General features: G+C 73.2%; 16 protein-coding genes. 11 read left to right on the top strand and 5 right to left on the bottom strand.

Annotated elements, in window-relative coordinates:
• Positions 1-31: 31 nt before the first annotated feature.
• Together ACGFW6_RS05630 and ACGFW6_RS05625 are read left to right on the top strand one after the other, a co-directional pair.
• A complete protein-coding gene (locus ACGFW6_RS05630; RefSeq protein ID WP_393504942.1) occupies positions 32-1,522 on the top strand; it encodes an aldehyde dehydrogenase in 1,491 nt (496 codons plus the stop codon).
• A complete protein-coding gene (locus ACGFW6_RS05625; protein WP_393504940.1) occupies positions 1,519-2,229 on the top strand; it encodes a gamma-glutamyl-gamma-aminobutyrate hydrolase family protein in 711 nt (236 codons plus the stop codon). Before ACGFW6_RS05630 ends, ACGFW6_RS05625 begins: the two co-directional genes overlap by 4 nt.
• Before the next feature lie 15 nt (positions 2,230-2,244).
• On the opposite strand, the gene ACGFW6_RS05620 is transcribed toward ACGFW6_RS05625, so the two are convergent.
• The gene (locus tag ACGFW6_RS05620; protein WP_393504938.1) at positions 2,245-2,823 is read right to left on the bottom strand and encodes a MarR family winged helix-turn-helix transcriptional regulator; all 579 of its coding nucleotides are present in this window, start codon (positions 2,821-2,823) and stop codon (positions 2,245-2,247) included.
• A 248-nt stretch (positions 2,824-3,071) separates the two neighbouring features.
• Here ACGFW6_RS05620 and ACGFW6_RS05615 point away from each other — a divergent pair, with 248 nt between their 5' ends.
• A complete protein-coding gene (locus ACGFW6_RS05615) occupies positions 3,072-3,182 on the top strand; it encodes a putative leader peptide (RefSeq protein WP_393504936.1) in 111 nt (36 codons plus the stop codon).
• Positions 3,183-3,239: 57 nt separating this feature from the next.
• Complete coding sequence (locus ACGFW6_RS05610; protein WP_393504934.1) at positions 3,240-4,133, top strand: glutathione S-transferase C-terminal domain-containing protein; 894 nt, start codon at positions 3,240-3,242, stop codon at positions 4,131-4,133.
• A 133-nt stretch (positions 4,134-4,266) separates the two neighbouring features.
• Here the strand turns inward: ACGFW6_RS05610 and ACGFW6_RS05605 are convergent, their stop codons facing one another.
• The gene (locus ACGFW6_RS05605) at positions 4,267-5,352 is read right to left on the bottom strand and encodes a M12 family metallopeptidase (RefSeq protein WP_393504933.1); all 1,086 of its coding nucleotides are present in this window, start codon (positions 5,350-5,352) and stop codon (positions 4,267-4,269) included.
• Positions 5,353-5,446: 94 nt separating this feature from the next.
• On the opposite strand from ACGFW6_RS05605, the gene ACGFW6_RS05600 reads away from it, so the two are divergent.
• Entirely contained in the window at positions 5,447-7,609 is a 2,163-nt protein-coding gene (locus ACGFW6_RS05600; protein WP_393504931.1) for a LuxR C-terminal-related transcriptional regulator, read from the top strand.
• Between the two features lie 469 nt (positions 7,610-8,078).
• Here the strand turns inward: ACGFW6_RS05600 and ACGFW6_RS05595 are convergent, their stop codons facing one another.
• Positions 8,079-10,646 carry a CHAT domain-containing protein gene (locus ACGFW6_RS05595; protein ID WP_393505113.1) on the bottom strand — a complete coding sequence of 856 codons (2,568 nt, stop codon included), beginning with the start codon at positions 10,644-10,646 and terminating at the stop codon, positions 8,079-8,081.
• 148 nt (positions 10,647-10,794) lie between these two features.
• On the opposite strand from ACGFW6_RS05595, the gene ACGFW6_RS05590 reads away from it, so the two are divergent.
• Genes ACGFW6_RS05590 through ACGFW6_RS05580 form a run of 3 tightly spaced genes read left to right on the top strand, consistent with a single transcriptional unit; the run spans position 10,795 to position 13,345 of the window.
• Entirely contained in the window at positions 10,795-12,225 is a 1,431-nt protein-coding gene (locus ACGFW6_RS05590) for a S8/S53 family peptidase (protein WP_393504929.1), read from the top strand.
• A gap of 59 nt (positions 12,226-12,284) precedes the next feature.
• Positions 12,285-12,860, top strand: coding sequence for an RNA polymerase sigma factor (locus ACGFW6_RS05585; RefSeq protein ID WP_393504927.1), 576 nt, complete (start codon positions 12,285-12,287; stop codon positions 12,858-12,860).
• An 8-nt stretch (positions 12,861-12,868) separates the two neighbouring features.
• On the top strand, positions 12,869-13,345 hold the full coding sequence (locus tag ACGFW6_RS05580) for a hypothetical protein (RefSeq protein WP_393505111.1): 477 nt from the start codon (positions 12,869-12,871) through the stop codon (positions 13,343-13,345).
• Here the strand turns inward: ACGFW6_RS05580 and ACGFW6_RS05575 are convergent, their stop codons facing one another.
• On the bottom strand, positions 13,346-14,143 hold the full coding sequence (locus tag ACGFW6_RS05575; protein ID WP_393504925.1) for an N-formylglutamate amidohydrolase: 798 nt from the start codon (positions 14,141-14,143) through the stop codon (positions 13,346-13,348).
• A 48-nt stretch (positions 14,144-14,191) separates the two neighbouring features.
• Between ACGFW6_RS05575 and ACGFW6_RS05570 the strand changes: the two genes are divergently transcribed.
• On the top strand, positions 14,192-14,533 hold the full coding sequence (locus ACGFW6_RS05570; RefSeq protein ID WP_393504923.1) for a DUF5713 family protein: 342 nt from the start codon (positions 14,192-14,194) through the stop codon (positions 14,531-14,533).
• Positions 14,534-14,538: 5 nt separating this feature from the next.
• Positions 14,539-15,645: a DNA glycosylase AlkZ-like family protein gene (locus tag ACGFW6_RS05565; protein WP_393504921.1), complete on the top strand. Its 1,107-nt coding sequence runs from the start codon at positions 14,539-14,541 to the stop codon at positions 15,643-15,645.
• 97 nt (positions 15,646-15,742) lie between these two features.
• Here ACGFW6_RS05565 and ACGFW6_RS05560 read toward each other — a convergent pair whose 3' ends face one another.
• Entirely contained in the window at positions 15,743-17,962 is a 2,220-nt protein-coding gene (locus tag ACGFW6_RS05560; RefSeq protein ID WP_393504919.1) for an NADP-dependent isocitrate dehydrogenase, read from the bottom strand.
• 251 nt (positions 17,963-18,213) lie between these two features.
• Between ACGFW6_RS05560 and ACGFW6_RS05555 the strand changes: the two genes are divergently transcribed.
• Positions 18,214-19,782: a M1 family metallopeptidase gene (locus tag ACGFW6_RS05555; protein WP_393504917.1), complete on the top strand. Its 1,569-nt coding sequence runs from the start codon at positions 18,214-18,216 to the stop codon at positions 19,780-19,782.
• Position 19,783 lies beyond the last annotated feature (1 nt).

Raw genomic sequence — 19,783 nt, 5'->3', positions numbered from 1 at the left:
TCGCTATCGAACGTCATCTGGAGGTTTTCGCATGCCGGCCGTCACCCACGAAGAGTGGCTGCGTCGCGCCAAGTCCCTGCACCTGTCCGGCGCCCATCACATCGACGGCGCCGACGAACCCGGCGCCGGAGGGACCTTCGCGGCCGTCTCACCCCGGGACGGGCAGGTGCTGACGCAGATCGCCGACGCGGGCGCCGCCGAGGTGGACGCGGCCGTCGCCGCCGCCCGGCGCGCCTTCGACACCGGGCCCTGGCCGCGCCTCGCCCCCGCCGAGCGCGGCCGGGTGCTGCTGCGGCTGGCCGAGTTGCTGGAGGAACGGCGGGCCGAACTGGCCCTGACGGTCAGCCTGGAGATGGGCAAACCCGTCACGGACGCCCACGACATCGAACTGCGTGCCGCCGTCAACACCTTCCGCTGGTACGGCCAGCTCGCCGACAAGCTCACCGACGAGTCCCCGCACACCGCCCCCGATGCCCTCGCCCTGGTCACCCGGGAACCGGCCGGCGTCGTCGGCGCGGTCGTTCCCTGGAACTTCCCCCTGACCCTGGCGGGCTGGAAGGTCGCCCCGGCGCTCGCCGCGGGCTGCACGGTCGTACTGAAGCCGTCGGAGAACTCCCCGCTGTCGGCGTTGACGCTCGCCCGTCTCGCCACCGAGGCGGGACTGCCGCCCGGTGTGCTCAACGTGGTGAACGGCGAGGGCCCCGTCGCCGGGCGGGCCCTCGGACTCCACCCCGACGTCGACGTCCTGGCCTTCACCGGCTCCACCGCCGTCGGCCGGCACTTCCTGCGCTACGCGGCCGACTCCAACCTCAAGCGTGTCTGGCTCGAACTCGGCGGCAAGTCACCGAACATCGTCCTGCCCGACGCCCCCGACCTCGACCGGGCCGCCGCCACCGCGGCCTGGGGCATCTTCTTCAACCAGGGCGAGATGTGCACGGCACCCTCCCGGCTGCTCGTGCACTCCTCCGTCGCCGAACGCGTCACCGAGGCCGTCGTACGCCGCGCCCGCGAGCTGCGGATCGGCGACCCCCTGGACCCGGCCACCGAGATGGGCGCCCTGGTCGGCGAGGCCCACCTCGGCCGCGTCCTCGGCCACATCGGGACCGGCCGGGAGGAGGGCGCACGGCTGCGGACCGGCGGTGAGCGCGTCCTCACCGAGACCGGCGGCACCTACCTGGAGCCGACCGTCTTCGACGGCGTCGAGCCCACGATGCGGCTGGCCCGCGAGGAGATCTTCGGCCCGGTCCTGTCCGTCCTCGCCTTCGACGACCTGGACGAGGCGGTACGGCTGGCCAACGCCACCGAGTACGGCCTCGCCGCCGGCCTGTGGACCTCCGACCTGTCCACCGCCCACCGCGTCTCGCGTGCCCTGAGGGCCGGCACGGTCTGGGTCAACTGCTACGAGGAGGGCGACCTGACCGTCCCCTTCGGCGGCATGAAGCAGTCCGGGAACGGCCGCGACAAGTCCGCGCACGCCCTGGAAAAGTACACCGAACTCAAGACGACCTGGATCCAGCTGTGAGACGTCCCCTGATCGCCGTCCCCGCCCGTTTCTCCGCCACCACCTCGGCCCTGCGGTACGCCGCCGAGGTCAACGCCCGGGCGCTGATCGAGGCGGTGTGGCGAGCGGGCGGCGAACCGGCGAGCATCCATCCGGCCGACCCCGCGCACGCCGACGTCGCGGACCGGCTCGCCCGCTTCGACGGCGTCCTGCTCCCCGGCGGCGGCGACCTCGCCCCGCACCGCTACGGCGCGGCCGACACCCACGCGGCCGTCTACGACGTCGACGACCTCCAGGACGCCTTCGACCTCGAAGTCGCGCGGCGCGCACTGGACCTCGGCACCCCCCTGCTGGCGGTCTGCCGCGGCCTGCAGGCCGTGAACGTCGCCCTCGGCGGCACGCTGGAGCAGGACATGGGCGGCCCCCAACGCGAACACCGGCACCTCGTGCACCCGGTGGCGGTCGAACGCGGCACCCTGCTGGAGCGAGCCCTCGGCGCGGAGAAGGCGGAGGCCTCCTGCTACCACCACCAGCGCGTGGAGCGCCTCGGCACCGGCCTCACGGTCACGGCCCGAGCCGCCGACGGAACGGTGGAAGGGCTCGAACTCCCCGCCGCGCAGGGGTGGTTCACGGCCGTGCAGTGGCACCCCGAGGACACCGCCGACCGTGACCCGGCACAGCAGGCGCTCTTCGGCGCCCTGGTGGAAGCGGCACACGGGCGGCGCTGAGCGAGGGGCGGGTCCTCAGCCGTCGGACCTGGCCCGGCGTCCGCTGCGGCGAGGCGCCGGTTCGGCTCCGTCGAGCAGGGTCAGGCGGCGTTCCTCGCCCTGCTCCTCGACCTGCAGGACCACCCGGCGCAGGCCCTCCGCGACACTGCGGCACTCCTCGTCGCTGAGCTGTCCGGCGACGAACGCCTCCTCCTCGTTGAACGCCGGGAACAGCCGGCGCATCAGCTCCTCGCCCTCCTCGGTGAGGCTGAGCAGCACGAGCCGGCCGTCGCTCGGGTGCCCGGCCCGCTTCACCAGCCCGCGCCCCTCCAGCGTGCGCGCCACGCCGGTCAGCGTCCCCTTGGAGATCCCGGCCTCCTCCGCGACATGCCGCGTCTCCGACTCACCCCACACCCAGACCACCCAGAGCACCACGAACGCCGTCCAGGTCAGATCGGCCCCGCGCAGCACGGAGTTCTCCAGGTGCTGGCGGACCGTCGAGGCGGCGCGATAGATGTTGGCGACCACGGCCATCTGCTCCCGGTGCAGCGGGATACCGCCGAGCTTGGCCTCGGCCAGCTTCTCGGCGGCGGTGATCGATCGTTGGCCGGGCATGGCACTCTCCTTTGGCCGCACTGTCGGACAGGCGGTGTCGGACGGGGAGCGGACAATTTTCGTTCGGGTTCAAATTGTACGGAAGGGACCGCCGCTTCTCGGGCCCGCTTCCCCGACTCCGCTTCCCCGACCCCGCTTCCTCGACCCCGCTTCCCCGACCCCCCTTCCCGGTCCCTGGACGCCCTCTTGACGCCGGCCGCGGGCGGGCCGACACTCGATCAAGATTCCTAGTGAATTGGTAGGGAAACATGGGGCGTCTTGAGCCGGTCACCGTTCGCGTGATCCGTACGCCCCTTCTCACGTCCCGCCGTCACATCGATCTGCTCCGCGTATGCAGCGCGATCAGCCCTCGGGGCTGAACCCCCACGTCGCCTTCGCCGACCGCGCACATCCACACGCCTGCCCCGGGGAGAGTCATGTCCGTCACGCCGTTGGCCGCTCACGTGTCCACACAGTCCGCCGCCTTCAGGGGCCGTATCGGCCGGGACGCGCGCAGCGGCCACTACGCCGTGCCGCGCCGCTACCGCCTCCACCTGTCGACCGCATGCCCGGACGGCCTGCGCATCGCCGTCGCCCACGCCCTGCTCGGCCTCGACGACAGCTGTCCCGCGACCTTCCTGCCCCCGATCCCCGACTGCACCGACGGCGGGCACGCCGTGCTGCGTCCGCTGTACGACGCCAGCGCCCACCGGTACGCCGGACCGGCCCTCGCCCCGGTGCTCAGCGACGACTGGTCCGGACGCATCGTGAGCACCCACGCGCCCGACATCACCCGGGACCTCGCCCGGCGCTTCGCCTGCGGGCGGCCGGACCTCTACCCGAGCGGCGCGGAGTCGGAGATCGAGGCCGTCGAGCGCATGTGCGCGCAGGGCATCGAGGAGGCCGCCCAGGGTGCAGGGGCGCCCGGCGCCCGGCCGGCTGAGCGAGACGAGGCGCTGGGCACCCTGCTGCGTGCGCTCGGCGCGCTGGACCGGTGGCTCGACGGGCGAACCCACATGCTCCGGCATCAGATCACCGCCGCGGACGTCGAGTTGTGGGTCACCCTGGTCCAGCTCGACACCGTCCACCGGCACCACCTGGACGCGGCCGCGGTCCAGCGTGTGGCGGCCCACCCCGCGCTGTGGGACTACGCCCGCCGGCTCACCGCCGACCCCGCGTTCGGCGCGCACCTCGACCTCGACGCCATCGCCCGCCGCCACCACGCCCGTTGCCAGGGCCTGGAGGCCGCCGGAGCCGCCGTCCAGATCCTCGACTGGACGGCCCACGCGGCGGCCGGGACCGAGGCCAGGCCGCGAGTCCAGGGGTACTGAGCCGTTCCGCACCCTTGCGGGGCAACGCCGGCGTGGGCGGACGTCACCCTCCCCCGAAGGTGGCGTCCGCCCACTTTCCCCGGCGCCGGACTGTGGACTTGTCCCGTCCGCGTGCGTCAGCGGCTGTGTGCCGTCACCAGCACATGACCGCCGTCTCCCCCGAACCCCAGCCGGCGTAGAGGCGCACCCGGACGACATAGCGGCGGCCCTTGACCAGGCGCGCCTTGAGTGTGGCGTTGTGCGGGGTGCCGCCGTCGTCCTGGCCGGTGAGGTAACGGGGCTCCCCGTCACGTTCCTCGAAGACCACGACGACGGTGTCGCTGTCGCCGAAGGTGCCCACCGTGTACGCGCGGGTCTCCGGCGGCTCGACGACGAAGTCGGCCTGCTCCGCCGGGCCGAGCCGCAGCGGAACCGAGCGGAAGGGCACCAGCTCGCGCGGGCCGGGTGCCTGGGCGGGCGGGTACCAGCGGCGGACGAACTCCTTGTCGGCCCGGGAGAGCACACCCGGCGGATTCAGTCCCCCGCGGAACTGCTCCGGCTCCAGGATCAGCCCGCCCGAGAACGGGTACTCCATGATCGACTGCGGGTCCCAGACGGAACCGTTGACCTCGTTCGCGTCGAGCTTGCGCAGGATGTTGAAGAACGTCTTGTCCCGGCTCCAGAAGTTCGGCGGGCCGGCCAGATCGGCGTACACGGCCTCGTCGTCCCAGTGGATGCCGGCGAACGGGCTCTGGTGCTCGTGCAGCATGCCGAGCGCGTGCCCGATCTCGTGCAGCGCCGTCCCGCGTTCCCCGGGCACCGTCAGGTCCCAGCCGAAGTTCATGGTGCGCTCGTTCAGACCGACCCGCAGCGCGTCCTTGCCGACGGTGGACCAGGAGCCGTCGCCGGTCTGGAACCCGATGCGCAGCTCGGCCTCCGACCGGTCGCCCACCTCCACGAACGACAGCCCGATGCCCAGGCCCTGCCACTCCTGGAAGCACTCGCGCACGACATCGCGCTGTTCCTTGCCGCCGACCCACGAGACATGCCTGCTCTCGCCGGTCTCCGGGTCGGGGATCGAGGACCCGTCGGAGTCCCGGTCGAAGAAGTGGAAGTGCAGCACGGTGCCGTTGACCCACATCCGGCGACCGCCGATGAGCGCACTGAGCCGCTCGGCGGCCAGCCCCGGTGCGAAGGCGGGGGCCGACTGCTGCGCGAGGGAGCAGTAGCGAGCGGTCATGCGGACAGGTTGCCGTGAGCACGCTGCCCGCGCCTGAGTCGGGGGCTACTCAAGTACCCGTGTATCAGAAGTGAGTCACCGCGCTCCTATTGCCGTGACGACCTACGTACGCGACGCGAAGACCCTGGAACTGCCCTGGCCGTTCACCGGCCGGGAGGAGGAACTGGAGCTGGTCCGAGGTGCCCTGGCCGCGGGCCGGCACGGCATAGTGATCACGGGCCCGGCCGGCAGCGGCAAGACCCGGCTAGTCACCGAGGCCGCCCGCGGCACCGACTGCGCCCGGGTGGCCGGCACCCCCGAGACCCGCCGTATCCGCTTCGCCGCGTTCGCGCACCTCGTCCCCGACTCGGCCTCCCTGCACGGCGCGTTCCAGCACCTGTCCGGCGTACGGCTGCTGCTCGTCGACGACGCCCATCTGCTCGACGACGCCTCGGCCGCCCTGGTCCACCAGCTGGCCGTGCACGGCCGCACCCGGCTCCTGGTCGTCACCACCGACGGCGCCGCCGTCCCCGGCGCGATCTCCCGGCTGTGGACCGGCGAACTCCTGCCCCGTCTCGGTCTGGAGCCGCTGCCCCGCGAGGACACCGCCCGCCTGCTGGCCGCCGAAGCGGCGGGCGACGGCCTCGAACCGCTCACCGTCAACCGGCTGCACGGTCTGTGCCGGGGCGACCTGCGGCTCATGCGCGACCTCGCGGGCGCGATACGCGACCGAGGGCTGCTCACCCGCGTCGAGCGGACACAGGAGTGGGCGTGGCGCGGCCCCGTGCCGATGACGCCGACGGTCCGTGAACGCGCCGCGCACGTCCTGGACCGCTCGTGCGCCGCACAGCGCGAGGTCCTCGAACGCCTCGCCTTCGCCGAGCCGTTGCCGCTGGACCTGGACGCGGACCGGCTCGATCTGCGCGCGGTGGAACACCTGGAGGCCGACGCGCTGGTCCAGGTCGACGATCACGGCGCCGTCCGCCTCGCCCACCCCCTGCACGGCCCCGTGCTGCGGGCAGCGGCCGGCCGGCTGCGGGCGAGGCGGCTGTCCCGTACGCCCGAACAGTGCGGCGCCGCCCTCGACGCCGAGCGGGCCGCGCTGAGCCGCCGTATCGAACGGGCGGACGTCCGGCAGGCACCGGCACCGGTGGGGGAGTGGCTGGTCGCGGAGGGCGCACCGGTACCGGCCGGATACGCGGCCGTACGGGCCCGGTTCGCGCGCCTGCGCGGTGAGCTGCGGGAGGCGGCCGCCTGGGCGCGGGAAGGGCTGTCGGCCGGCGCCGACGATCCCTCCTGCCGTCGCGAACTCGCCCTCGCCGAGGCGCAGTCGGGCGATGCCACGGCCGCACACGAGATCCTGGGTGGCCGCCCCCACGGGGGTGGGGCGGTCACCCGGCCCACGGCGGCCCGCGCCGACGCCACCGGGACGCTTGCGGCTGCAGGCGGCGACGGTCGGAGGGGCGCAGGGGTCGGCGGTGGCGGTGGCGGGGCGGCTGGGGCGGTCGGCGGCGAGGGCCGGAGGGGCGCCGGGGCCGGCGGTGGCGGGGCGGCCGGGGCTGCTGGCGGCGACGGTCGGAGGGGCGCAGGGGTCGGCGGTGGCGGTGGCGGGGCGGCTGGGGCTGCTGGCGGCGACGGTCGGAGGGGCGCCGGGGCCGGCCGTGGCGGGGCGGCTGGGGCGGTCGGCGGCGAGGGCCGGAGAGGCGCCGGGGCCGGTGGCGCTGGTGGGGCGGCCGGCGGTGTGGGTGGGGTGGCCGAGGTCCTCGACGGTGTCGCTGGGGTGGGCGGGGCGGTCGGTGGTGACGCCTACGACGCCGTCCGTCTCGGTGACCCCGAGCGTGCCGTGGGCCGTCTGACCGGTGTCTTCGCCGCGCACGCGGACGCGCTCGCCCGGGCCGACGGCCCCGCCCTCGACCAGGTGGCCCGACAGCTCCAGGACCGCGGCTTCCTGCTCTTCGCGGCCGAGGCGCACGCCCAGGCCGTACGGGCGCACCGCAACCCGCGGGCCGCCCGAACCTCACGCACCCGTGCCGTCGCGCTGGCCCGCCGCTGCCAGGGCGCGCGCACCCCGGCGCTGTCCGGGCTGGTCCTCGGCGAACTGACCGCCCGGCAACGGCAGATCGTGACGCTCGCGGCCACCGGGCTGAGCAACCGGCAGATCGCCGAGAAGCTCACCCTGTCCGTACGGACCGTCGGCAACCATCTCTACAGCGCCTACACGCGCCTCGGCGCCAGTGACCGCGGCGCCCTGCCGTGGCTGGTGGAACTGCCGGCGTGAGTGCGAGTGCCGGTCGGGACGCGCGGTGCCGCAATCGGTGCGCGGCTGCCGCCGCGCGGTCGCGGCCCGTCGCAAGGGGGCCGCGGACGACGGGCGACTCGTCGAGGCCCGTCGAGAGGCGGCCGTGGACGACCGCCGGTCCGTCGCGGCCCGTCGCAAGGAGGCCGCGGACGGACGACCCGTGCGACCCGCTGCGACGAGGCCGCGTACGACCGTCGGCCCAGCGCGACCCGTCGCAAGGGGGCCGTGGGCGACGGACGACTCGTTGCGGCGCGTCGCATGGAGGCCGCGGATGACCGGCGGCCCGGCGCGACCCGTCGCAAGGGGGCCGTGGGCGACGGACGACTCGTCGCGGCGCGTCGCATGGAGGCCGTGGGCGACCGGCGACCCGTCGCGGCCCGCCGCAACGAGGTCGTGGACGACCGGCGGCCCGTCGCGGTGTTTGCCGCGCGGTGTCGCCGGGGGAGCGTCACGCCGCGCCGAAGGCCGAGAACGCCCACCCCGTGGCCCGGTGCAGCGCGTCGCCGGGCAGTGCCGCTCGCGCGTCGCGCAGGGCCTCGGCGAGGGACAGCCCCTCGCTGAGCCCCTTGTGCAGCGCGAGCATCAGCGGCACCACCGCGGCGTCGTTGACGGGTGCCGTGCACGCCACCACCCCGGCCGTGCCCAGCGGCAGCAACGCGGTGACCAGGCCGAGCAGTTCGTCGGCGCCGACGGAGGCGAACCGTGCGGTGTCGCAGCAGGACAGGATGATGCGGTACGGGCTGCGGTCCAGGCGCTCGAAGTCGTGCACGATCAGCGGCCCGTCGGCCATCCGCAGCGACGAGAACAGCGGACCGTCCGCGCGGAACGTGCCATGGGCGGCGATATGGGCCAGCGCGGCACCGTCGAGTTCCTCCAGCACCTGCGCCGCCCGCGCGTCGGCGTGTTCCAGGACGACGGCACCGCCGTACCGGCCCGCCAGATGCGGCACCTCCGCGCCGCCGGTGGCCAGGCCCGGTCCGCGCACCAGCACCTGACGGCCGCCCGGCGGCGGCTCGGTCTCCCGGGCGCGCAGCCAGCCGCTGGCCGACGGCGACACGCTGAGCACCCGCTCCCGCAGCGACGGCAGCAGCGCCCAGGGCACCCGGTGCAGCCGGGCGGGCGGCACGACCACCACGGGACCGTCCCCGAGATGCGCCGCCGCCGGGCCCAGCAGCAGCTCCTCCAGCCGCCGTCCCGCGGCCTCCACCACCGGCAGCCGCGCCTCCGCGCCCGGATGGGCCAGCCGCCGCAGCCCGGCCTGGACGTGCTCGGCCTCGGTCTCCGCCTCGGCCAGCAGCCCGGCCTCGAACCGGCGCACCCGCCCCTGCCCGCACAGCAGCACCTGAACCCGGCCGTCCAACACGGCGAGTTCGATCAGCCGTGTGTCGTCGCCCAGCCGCTGAAGCAGCCGGGCCGGGTCGAAGCGGTGGCCGTCGCCGGGTGTGTCACCGCGCAGACGCAGCGTCCTGGACCGGATCTCCCGCTCCAGACGCCGCTGTTCACGCTCGAGGGCCGGCACCGGACGCGCGTCGCTACGGGCCTCCTCCGCACGCGCCGCGATCTCCCGGAACGCGGTCAGGTCGCTCAGCAGCTCCGGGTCGGCCGGCGGCCGCGTCGGCGGCGTCGACAGCGCGGTGGCCCGCCAGCGCTCGCTCCACACCAGCAGCCGGCGCGGGCTGCCGGAGTCGAGGCTGGCCTGCTGGGCCAGCGCGGCCAGTTCGGCGCCCTGCGCGGTGGCACGGGCCCTGAGCTCCGAGGCGCCCAGCGTCATCCGGTGCGCGTCGAGCACGTCGAGGCCGCGCCGGCACGCCTCCAGGACGCCGCGCCCGGACCCGGCCGCCCGTGCCCGCAGCGCCTGCGCCGCCCAGCCCGTCATCCGCGCCAGCGGCGGCCCGTTGTGCCGGCTGCGGGCGGCGACGCCCAGATGCCGCTCGGCGTCCGCCCGCCAGCCCAGGGTGAGCGCGATCCGGCCCGCGAGCAGCGAGGCCTCCGGCGCGGCCGGCGCGCCGAAGGAGGCCAGCCGGTCGGCGACCGCCGCCGTGTCGGCCACCAGCCGCCCCGAACTGCGCCCGGCGGTCACCCGTGCCTCGATCAGCACCAGCCGGGCGTGCGTCTCCCACCAGCTGCGCCGCTGTCCGGCGAACAGCCGCACGGCCATGTCGGCACGGGCGATCGCGGTGTGCGCGTCGCCGGCCAGCCGGGCGGCGCGCGCGGCGGCCAGCAGCAGCTCCGCCTTGCGGGTGGACTGGCCGCCGATGCCGTCGAGGACGGCGATCGCCGCGTCCGCCTCGGCCAGTGCCTCCGGCGCCAGCCCGGCCGCCATCAGCACCTCGCAGCGGCGGATGTTCAGCATGAACGTCGGTGTGCCGAGCTTGGCGTAGCGCTCCTCGGCCTCGTCCAGCAGCCGCAGGGCCGCCGGGATGTCGCCCGACCGGAACGCCGCGAGGCCCCGGCTCTCCACCGCGTCCGCCTTGTCGTGCTCCTGGCCCGTGGTGTCCCACAGCGCCTCGGCGGCCGTGAAGTCGGCGTCCGCCCGGTCCACCGCGCCGAGCGCCAGATGTACGGTCGCGCGCAGGGTCAGCGCCCGGGCCGTCCAGATGACGTCGTCCACCTGCCGCAGCACCGGGATCGCCCGGCGCACGTCCTCCAGCGCCTCCCGGTGGTGGCCGAGGACCCAGCGGGCGTAGGCGCGGCGGAACAGCACGCGGGCGCGTGTGTGTCCGCTGCCGCGCTCGATCCCGCGCTCCAGCGCGGCCAGCCCCTGCTGCGTGCGCCCCGCATGCACCAACGCGACCCCGAGCGCCGCCAGGACGTCCGCCTCCCGGTCGGCGGAATCCGCGCGCGCGGCGAGATCCCGGGCACGCCGCAGATGGTGCAGGGCGATGCGCATGTCGCCCCAGTCCCGCTGCCAGATGCCGATCACCTGGTGGGCGACGGAGGCGTGCAGGGGCGAGGGATCGGCGTCGAGCAGCCCCTCCGCCCTCGCCAGCGCGTCGTTCGGGGCGGCGAACACCATCGGCAGCAGTTCGAGAACCGATTCGCTTCCCGCGGTCACTCCACGGATGGTAGTTGCCCCGGAACCGTGCCACACGGGTTTGGCGCTGTATCAATCAGCGACCAGGTGGCTCAATCTGACGACCGTCGCCCCAGCGGGAGGACACGCCATGGCACCACAGCGATTCCACGAGCAGTTCGAGCAGATCCAGCGCTCCATGCCCGACGTCCCCCTCGCGATGGGACCGGACGACTCCGCGGAGTTCATCTACGAGAAGGGTTACGTGCTGGTCCGTGACGGCGAGGACGCCCGCGTCGTCGAGGACACGGTGCGCGCGCACTTCACCGCCGAGCCCGACCTGGTGCAGGACCATGTGCGCCGCGCGAGCCCGCAGACCAACCGCTCGGGCATCACCCGCATCCAGGTCGGCGACCCGGGCGAGGGCGACCGCGCGGGCGACCGCCCCGTCGCGCACGCCCTGCGCGCCCTGCGGGAGTCGGAGGGCCGGGCCGGCCGGCGGCTGGTCAGCCGCAACCACCTGGTGTCGATCGCGGTCAACTCCTGTCCCGGGGACGAGCCCGGTCCCGTGGCGCGGACCGAGGGACTCAACCCGGCGCCGGCCGAGGGCACTTACGACGCGGACACCGCCATCGGCGTCCTGGTCGTCGACACCGGCCTGATGCACGACTTCCGGTCCTCCCCGCTGCTGGCCCACACCGACGGCGACGCCCAGCTCAAGGAGTGCGACGACGACGGAGTCCTCCAGCAGTACGTCGGCCACGGCACGTTCATCGCCGGACTCGTCGCCGCCGTCGCACCCAACACCGGCATCACCGTGCGCAACTCCCTGAACGACGCGGGCGCCATCCTGGAGTCCGAGTTCGGCGAGAAGCTCTTCGAAGCCGTCGACGCGGGCGGCTGGCCCGACATCCTCAGCCTCTCCGCCGGCACCTCCAACGGCCGCACCGACGGCCTGCTCGGCATCGAGGCCTTCATGCGGGAGCTGCGCGACCAGCGCACGCTGCTCGTCGCGGCGGCCGGCAACAACGGCAGCGCCACGCCCTTCTGGCCCGCCGCCTACGCCGACCAGCCCGACTACCAGGATGTCGTCCTGTCGGTCGGCGCGCTGCGCGGCGACGGAGAGTTCGGCGCCTGCTTCAGCAACCACGGCCCCTGGGTGAAGGTGTACGCCCCCGGCGAGCGCCTCACCAGCGTCCTCACCGGCTTCGACGCACCGGTGCCGTACACCTACCAGCACTCCACCTACGACACCTGCCGGTACGGCTTCGGCTACGCCTGCACCTGTGTGTCCCCGCGCCACACCGGTGTGCTGAGCGAGACGGGCGGCTCCACCAAGCCGGACCAGGTGATGTTCGAGGGGCTCGCGCACTGGAGCGGCACCTCGTTCGCCACCCCCCTGGTCGCCGGTCTCATCGCGGCCCACATGGGCGCGCAGCAGGAGAGCGACCCGAGGGTCGCCCGGTACAAGATGCTCGCCGCGAACTCCGGTTACGCGGAGGTGCGGGGGGCGCACGTGGCGGCGCTGCGCCCCGGGACCTGGCGTCCTGTGCCCGTTCTGCCCCCGGCTCCTCGGTCATGAGGGTCGGAACCATTCCCTCCGCGGCGTACGATGACTTGCCGTACACGAGGGGTGGGGCTGTGGACCGTGCAGATGTCGGCGCGTTGGTCCAGTCCGCCGTCGACGGCGACGCGGCGGCCTGGAAGGCGCTCGTTGAAGGGCTGAGCCCACTGGTGTGGTCGGTCGTGCGCGCGCACCGTCTCAATGACGCCGACGCCCATGAGGTGTACCAGACCGTCTGGTTCCGCTTCGCCCAGCACCTGGGGCGCATCAGGGAACCCGAGAAGGCCGGGTCATGGCTCGCCAGCACCGCGCGGCACGAGTGCCTGAAGGTGCTCAAGAGCTTAAGGCGACTGACCGTCACGAACGATCCCCAGCTGCTCGACCGGGTCAGCGAGGACCGTACGCCCGAACAGTCGGTGCTGGACTCGGAGGAGGCCGCCGCGGAGTCCGAACGCATCCGCTGGATGTGGCAGGAGTTCGAGGAACTGGGCGATCGCTGCCGCCAGTTGCTGCGTGTGCTGATGGCCTCGCCGCCGCCCAGCTACCAGGAGGTGTCCGCCGCACTGGGCATCGCCGTGGGCAGCATCGGTCCGCTGCGGCAGCGCTGTCTGCGCCGGCTGCGGGCCCGACTCGACGCGCGGGGGGCGCAGTGAACGACGACATGCACGACGACGTGACGGGCGACGGGTCCCTGGGCGACGACGGTTTCGACATCGGGCTGCTGGAGGAGGAACTCCGCCAGGCCGCGAGCATCCTGGACCCGGTACCGGCCCAGTTGTGCCAGCTAGCCGTCGAGGCGTTCGCGCTGCACGACCTCGACGCTCGGATCGCCGAGCTGACCTTCGACTCGGTCGAGGACGCCATTCCGGTCAGGGGAGCGACGGACGTGCCGCGGATGCTGACCTTCCGGGCGGGCGAGGTGACCGTCGACGTGGAGGTCACCGCGCAGGGGCTGATGGGGCAGGTGCTGCCCCCGCAGCAGGCGCGGATCGAGGTGCTCGGCGGCCCGCAGACGGCCACCCCGGTCGACGCCGACGACATGGGCCGCTTCGCCAGCGACGCCCCGCCCAGCGGACCGTTCGCCCTGCGGCTGCGGACCGGCGGGGAGGTCGTCGTCACGGAGTGGCTGCGGGCCTGATCAGCGTGTCGCGGCGTCCACCAGCGTCGCCAACGCCCGCGTGAGCCGGGTGAGTCCGGGACCTGCCGGCCCGCCCGGCTCCGCCATGTACGTGTCCCGCCGGATCTCGATCATCAGGGCGTGCACCCGGGGCTCGGTGCCGTAGAACTCCAGCGGGACGTACGTGCCGCTGAAGGGGCTGTCCAGCCCGGTCTCCCCGCACGGGGCGAACGCCTCCCGCGCGGCGTCGAGCAGCCCGGCAGGGGTGTGGAAGGTGTCCGTGCCCAGACACACCGGGGGCCGCGGTCCCTCGCCGTGCAGTTCGTAGGGGAGCCGGGCGGTCGGATAGGAGTGCACGTCGATGATCACGGCCCGGCCGGTGGCGGCGAGCCGGTCGGCCACGGCGTCCGTCATGGCCCGCGCGTACGGCCGGAAGTACCGCTCGATGAGCGGCTCCGGGTCCGATTCGTCGGCCCGCAACCCGGCGCGATGCGTGGTCCGCGTGTACACGGCCCCCATCCCCACGGCTAGCATCTCCTCCCGCTCGTCCGGGAACCGCTCCGGGTCGACGACCAGCCTGGAGAGCCGGTTCACGAACCGCCACGGCCTGCTCTTCGCCACCCCGGCCACCGCCTCGGCGAGCTCCGCGGTGTGCGCGTCGACGATGTGATCCAACTCCCGCTCCAGCGCGTGATCGTCCAGCAGGATCCCGGCCCGGACCGCCGATGGAATCTCCCGCGCGGAGTGCGGCACATGCAGGATGACGGGGGAGTCGTCATCGCCGGGCAGCAACTCGAAGGACGGCGCGGCGGAGGTCATGACGGCTGCTCCCGGGGCGTTGTCAGTGGCGTGGTGCACCATCACAGCATGAACATCAGCAACGAGCAGGTGATCGGGCACCCGTTCCTCAAGGGGCTGTACAGGGACGCCTACTACCCCGACGCGGTGGTGGACCGGGGCAAGGGCATCCTGCTGCGGCTGTGCGAGCGCATCGAGGCCGAGCGGCCCGCCGGCCTGGCCGAGCTATACCGGCTCACCCACGCCGCCACCGACGAGTTCAACGCCCTGCAGGACGAGTTCTGGGCCGCCGGCAGTGAGATCGAGACCGTGGCACGCGAGGAGATGGCCGAGGACTTCTGGTTCGTGGCCGGAGCCTACGGCTACGCCGACGCCGACGTGGAAGAGCTGATCGCCACGCGGGACTGGTGACACCGATGCCCGTCCACGAGCTGACACGGACCGACGCCCGCCGGATCGCCGTGCGCGCCCAACTGCTGGACGCCGCCCGGCCGGACGGGCTGCAGGACGTCGTACGGCGGCTGACCCTGCTCCAGATCGACCCCACCGCCGCCGTCGCGCCCAGCGCCGACCTCGTGGCCTGGAGCCGGCTCGGCGCGTCGGGGTACGCACCGGCCGACCTGACCGCCGCGCTGGGGGACCGGAGGCTGCTGGAGCTGCGGGCGATGATCCGGCCCGCCGAGGATCTCACGCTCTACCGCGCCGAGATGGCCGAGTGGCCGCAGCGAGGGACACCGACGTCCTGGCGCGAGTACCACGGCACGTGGGTCGCCGCCAACGACGCCTGCCGCCGGGACATCCTCGACCGGCTCGGCGCGGCAGGGCCGCTGCCCTCCCGTGAACTGCCGGACACCTGCGAGCTGCCGTGGCGGTCCAGCGGGTGGAGCAACAACCGCAATGTCACCAAGCTGCTGGAGCTGATGGTGCAGCGCGGTGAGGTCGCCGTGGCGGGACGAAGCGGCGGTGACCGGCTCTGGGACCTGGCCGAGCGGGTCTACCCCGACACGCCGGCGATCCCCGTGCCGGAGGCGCTGCGCATCCGGGACGAGCGCCGGTTGCGAGCCCTGGGCATCGCGCGGGCCCGAGGGCCGGAGTGGCAGGTGGAGCCGGTCGACGTGGGGGAGGCGGGCGAGCCGGCCGTCGTCGAGGGTGTGCGGGGCAGGTGGCGGGTCGACCCGGCTCAGCTGGGGCAGCCGTTCGCCGGGCGGGCCGCTCTGCTGTCGCCGTTCGACCGGCTGATCCACGACCGCAGACGCACCGACGAACTCTTCGGCTTCGACTACCAGTTGGAGATGTACAAGCCGGCCGTCAAACGCCGCTGGGGGTACTTCGCGCTGCCGATCCTGTACGGCGACCGTCTGGTGGGCAAGCTCGACGCCACGGCGGATCGCAAGGCCGGGGTGCTGAGGGTCGACGCGATCCACGAGGACGAGGAGTTCGACCGTGCCGTGACCGACGCGGTGGGCCGTGAGATCGAGGACCTCGCGCGCTTCCTCGGCCTGGGGCTCGTGCCGCCCCGGTAGCCCGTGCACATGGCTCCGCCCCGGCCGGGCGGTGCTCGGCCGGGGCGGCGGTTGGCTCAAGAAAGCCTGCCGGGACTCCCTGTCAGGGGCAGCCGCGTCAGCTCAGCGACGCGAGGGCCTCGTTCCAGGTGGCCGACGGGCGCATGACCGCGGCGGCCTTGGCCGGGTCGGGCTGGTAGTAGCCGCCGATCTCGGCCGGCTTGCCCTGGACGGCGTTCAGCTCGTCGACGATCTTCTGCTCGTTCGACGTGAGCGTCTCGGCGAGCGGCGCGAAGGCCTTGGCCAGCTCGGCGTCGTCGGTCTGCTTGGCCAGCTCCTGCGCCCAGTACAGGGACAGGAAGAAGTGGCTGCCGCGGTTGTCGATGCCGCCGACACGACGGGTCGGGGACTTGTCCTCGTTGAGGAAGGTCGCCGTGGCGCGGTCGAGGGTGTCCGCGAGGACCTTCGCGCGGGTGTTGCCGGTCGCGGTCGCGTACTGCTCCAGGGACGGCACCAGCGCGAAGAACTCACCGAGGGAGTCCCAGCGCAGGTAGTCCTCCTTGACCAGCTGCTGGACGTGCTTCGGCGCGGAGCCGCCGGCACCCGTCTCGAACAGGCCGCCGCCCGCCATCAGCGGGACGACCGACAGCATCTTGGCGCTGGTGCCCAGCTCCAGGATGGGGAACAGGTCGGTCAGGTAGTCACGCAGCACGTTGCCGGTCACCGAGATGGTGTTCTCGCCGCGGCGGATGCGCTCCACCGACAGCTTGGTGGCGTCGACCGGGGCGAGGACGCGGATGTCCAGACCCTCGGTGTCGTGCTCCGGCAGGTAGGCGTTGACCTTGGCGATCAGGTTGGCGTCGTGCGCGCGGGTCTCGTCCAGCCAGAACACCGCCGGGTCACCGGTGGCGCGGGCGCGCGTGACGGCCAGCTTCACCCAGTCCTTGATCGGCGCGTCCTTGGTCTGGCAGGCGCGGAAGATGTCGCCCTCGGCGACCGGCTGCTCGATGACCACGTTGCCGGCCTGGTCGACCAGGCGGACCGTGCCGGCGGCCTTGATCTCGAAGGTCTTGTCGTGGGAGCCGTACTCCTCGGCCTTCTGCGCCATGAGGCCGACGTTCGGGACCGAGCCCATGGTCGACGGGTCGTAGGCGCCGTGGGCGCGGCAGTCGTCCAGGACGGCCTGGTAGACGCCCGCGTAGGAGGAGTCCGGCAGCACCGCGAGGGTGTCGGCCTCCTGGCCGTCCGGGCCCCACATGTGGCCGGAGGTGCGGATCATGGCCGGCATCGAGGCGTCGACGATCACGTCGGACGGCACGTGCAGGTTGGTGATGCCCTTGTCGGAGTCGACCATGGCCAGCTCCGGGCCCTCGGCGATCTCCGCCTCGAAGGACGCCTTGATCTCGGCGCCGTTCGGCAGGGCCTCCAGGCCCTTGAGGATGCCGCCCAGGCCGTCGTTCGGGGAGAGCCCGGCGGCGGCGAGGGCCGCGCCGTACTGCTCGAAGGTCTTCGGGAAGAAGGCGCGCACGACGTGGCCGAAGACGATCGGGTCGGAGACCTTCATCATCGTGGCCTTGAGGTGCACGGAGAACAGCACGCCCTCGGCCTTGGCCCGGGCGACCTGCGCGGTCAGGAACTCGCGCAGCGCGGCCACGCGCATCACGGAGGCGTCGACGACCTCACCGGCGAGGACCGGTACGGACTCGCGCAGCACCGTCGTGGCGCCGTCCGCGGCGACGTGCTCGATCCTCAGCGCGCCGGCCTCGGAGATCACCACGGACTTCTCGGTGGAGCGGAAGTCGTTCTGCCCCATCGTCGCCACGTTGGTCTTGGACTCGGGGGTCCAGGCGCCCATGCGGTGCGGGTGGGTCTTGGCGTAGTTCTTGACCGAGGCGGGGGCGCGGCGGTCGGAGTTGCCCTCACGCAGGACCGGGTTCACGGCGGAGCCCTTGACCTTGTCGTAGCGGGCCTGGATCTCCCGCTCCTCGTCGGTCTTCGGGTCGTCCGGGTAGTTCGGCAGCGCGTAGCCCTGGCCCTGGAGCTCGGCGACGGCGGCCTTCAGCTGCGGGATCGACGCCGAGATGTTCGGCAGCTTGATGATGTTGGCGGCCGGCGTCTTCGCGAGCTCACCGAGCTCGGCGAGGGCGTCCGGGATGCGCTGGTCCTCGGTCAGGTACTCCGGGAACACCGCGATGATGCGGCCGGCCAGCGAGATGTCACGCGTCTCCACGGTGACACCCGCCTGCGAGGCGTACGCCTGGACCACCGGCAGGAAGGAATACGTCGCCAGGGCCGGGGCCTCGTCAGTGTGCGTATAGATGATGGTCGAGTCAGTCACCGGGTGCTCCGCTCCACGTCTGCAACATTGCTCGACATCAAGATATCTCGTGATCGACCTCAGCTCGACAGGGGTCCGCACACAGGTGCGGTATGTCGGCCGGCATCTCGGATCCACGCAAACGGATGCAGCTCCTCCGTGCAACCGGATCCGGTGATCGCGCAGTCATGTAGAGAGATCAACCAGTCCCAGGGAGATCACCGATCCGGCGACCGGTCCTGACCACCCGGCCGCCCCAGCGAAAGCGGACCATGAGATATCGCAGCAGAGTGACGGCCCCCGCGGCCGCCCTGATCGGCACCGCGGCGGCCCTGGCCGCCGCTCCCTCCGCCCACGCGGCACCGACGCGCACGGGGACGTCGGCCGCCAGGACCGCCGGCACCCCGGGCCCCGAGACCCTCGGTGACAGCGTCTACCCGGCCCTCGGCAATGACGGCTACCGCGTGTCGGCCTACCACCTCGACTTCTCCTACGACGCCACGACCCGGCTGGTCGACGCCACCGCGACCCTGAGGATCCGCACCACCCAGGCGCTGTCCCGCCTCTCGCTCGACTCCCTCGGCCTCGACATCCGCTCCGTCCGCGTCGGCGGCCGCACGGCGACGTTCGAGCAGGTGGACCAGAAGCTGCGCATCACGCCCGCACGGACGCTGCCGAACAAGTCCTGGGTGACCGTGTGCGTCGAGTACACGGCGGACCCGCGCCGTTTTCCGCAGCCGCGCACCGGCTGGGTCGACACGCTGGACGGGTTCGCGGTCGCCTGCCAGCCGAACTGGGCGCACACCGTCTTCCCGTGCAACGACCACCCCTCCGACAAGGCCGACTTCACGTTCCGCATAACTGTCCCCGGCGGCCTGCGCGGCGTGGCCACCGGCCTGCTCGAACGCACCGAGAACCTCTCCGGCGGCCGCACCGCGTACACGTACCGCTCCCGTGAGCCCATGGCCACCGAGCTGGTGCAGATCACGGTCGGCGACTACGTGATCAAGGAGCGGCAGGGCCCGCACGGCCTCCCGCTGCGCGACGTCGTCCCGGTCGCGCGCGCCGAGGCCCTGGAACCGGCACTCGCGCTGACGCCGAACCTGGTCGAGTGGCTGGAGGCGCGGCTCGGGGCCTACCCCTTCGAGACGTACGGCCTCCTGCCCTGCAACTCCGACGCCCCGAACGCCTTCGACTTCACCGGCCTGGAGACCCAGACCCTCACCATCTACAAGCCGAACTACCTGCTCCAGGCGGAGCCGAAGATCGGCTCGCACATGATGCACGAGCTGGTCCACTCCTACTTCGGCAACAGCGTCAGCCCCGCCTCCTGGGCCGACCTGTGGATCAACGAGGGCCACGCCGACTTCTACGGGCTGCTCTACCGCTACGAGCGCGGCTGGCCGGACTCCCTGGGCCTGACCACCATGGAAGCCCGGATGAAGAACACCTACGCCCAGGGCGACCAGTGGCGTCACGACTGGGGGCCGGTCGCCGCGCCGACCGAGGCGAACCTGTTCGAGGGGCAGCGCTACCTGGGCGGCGTGCTGGTCCTCTACGCGCTGCGCAACCTCGTCGGCGAGAGCGCCTTCAACGCCCTCGAGCGCGCCTTCCTCGACCGGTACCGCAACTCCTCGGCGTCGACGGCCGACTACATCGCCGTCGCCTCGGAGGTCTCCGGTCAGGATCTGTCCGGATTCCTCCAGGACTGGCTGTACGGCACGAAGACGCCGCGGATGCCGGGGCACCCGGACTGGACGGTCACGCCGGTGAACCCGGCGCTCGCCGCGCCGCACAGCCGCAGGCGCAGCCGCTCCCACGACAACTCGGCCACGCTGTAGC

The sequence above is a fragment of the Streptomyces sp. Y7 genome (assembly GCF_043195415.1).
Lineage (GTDB): Bacteria > Actinomycetota > Actinomycetes > Streptomycetales > Streptomycetaceae > Streptomyces.
Note: the sequence above shows the minus strand (reverse complement) of the source record. Positions and strands in the feature narration are given on the sequence as shown.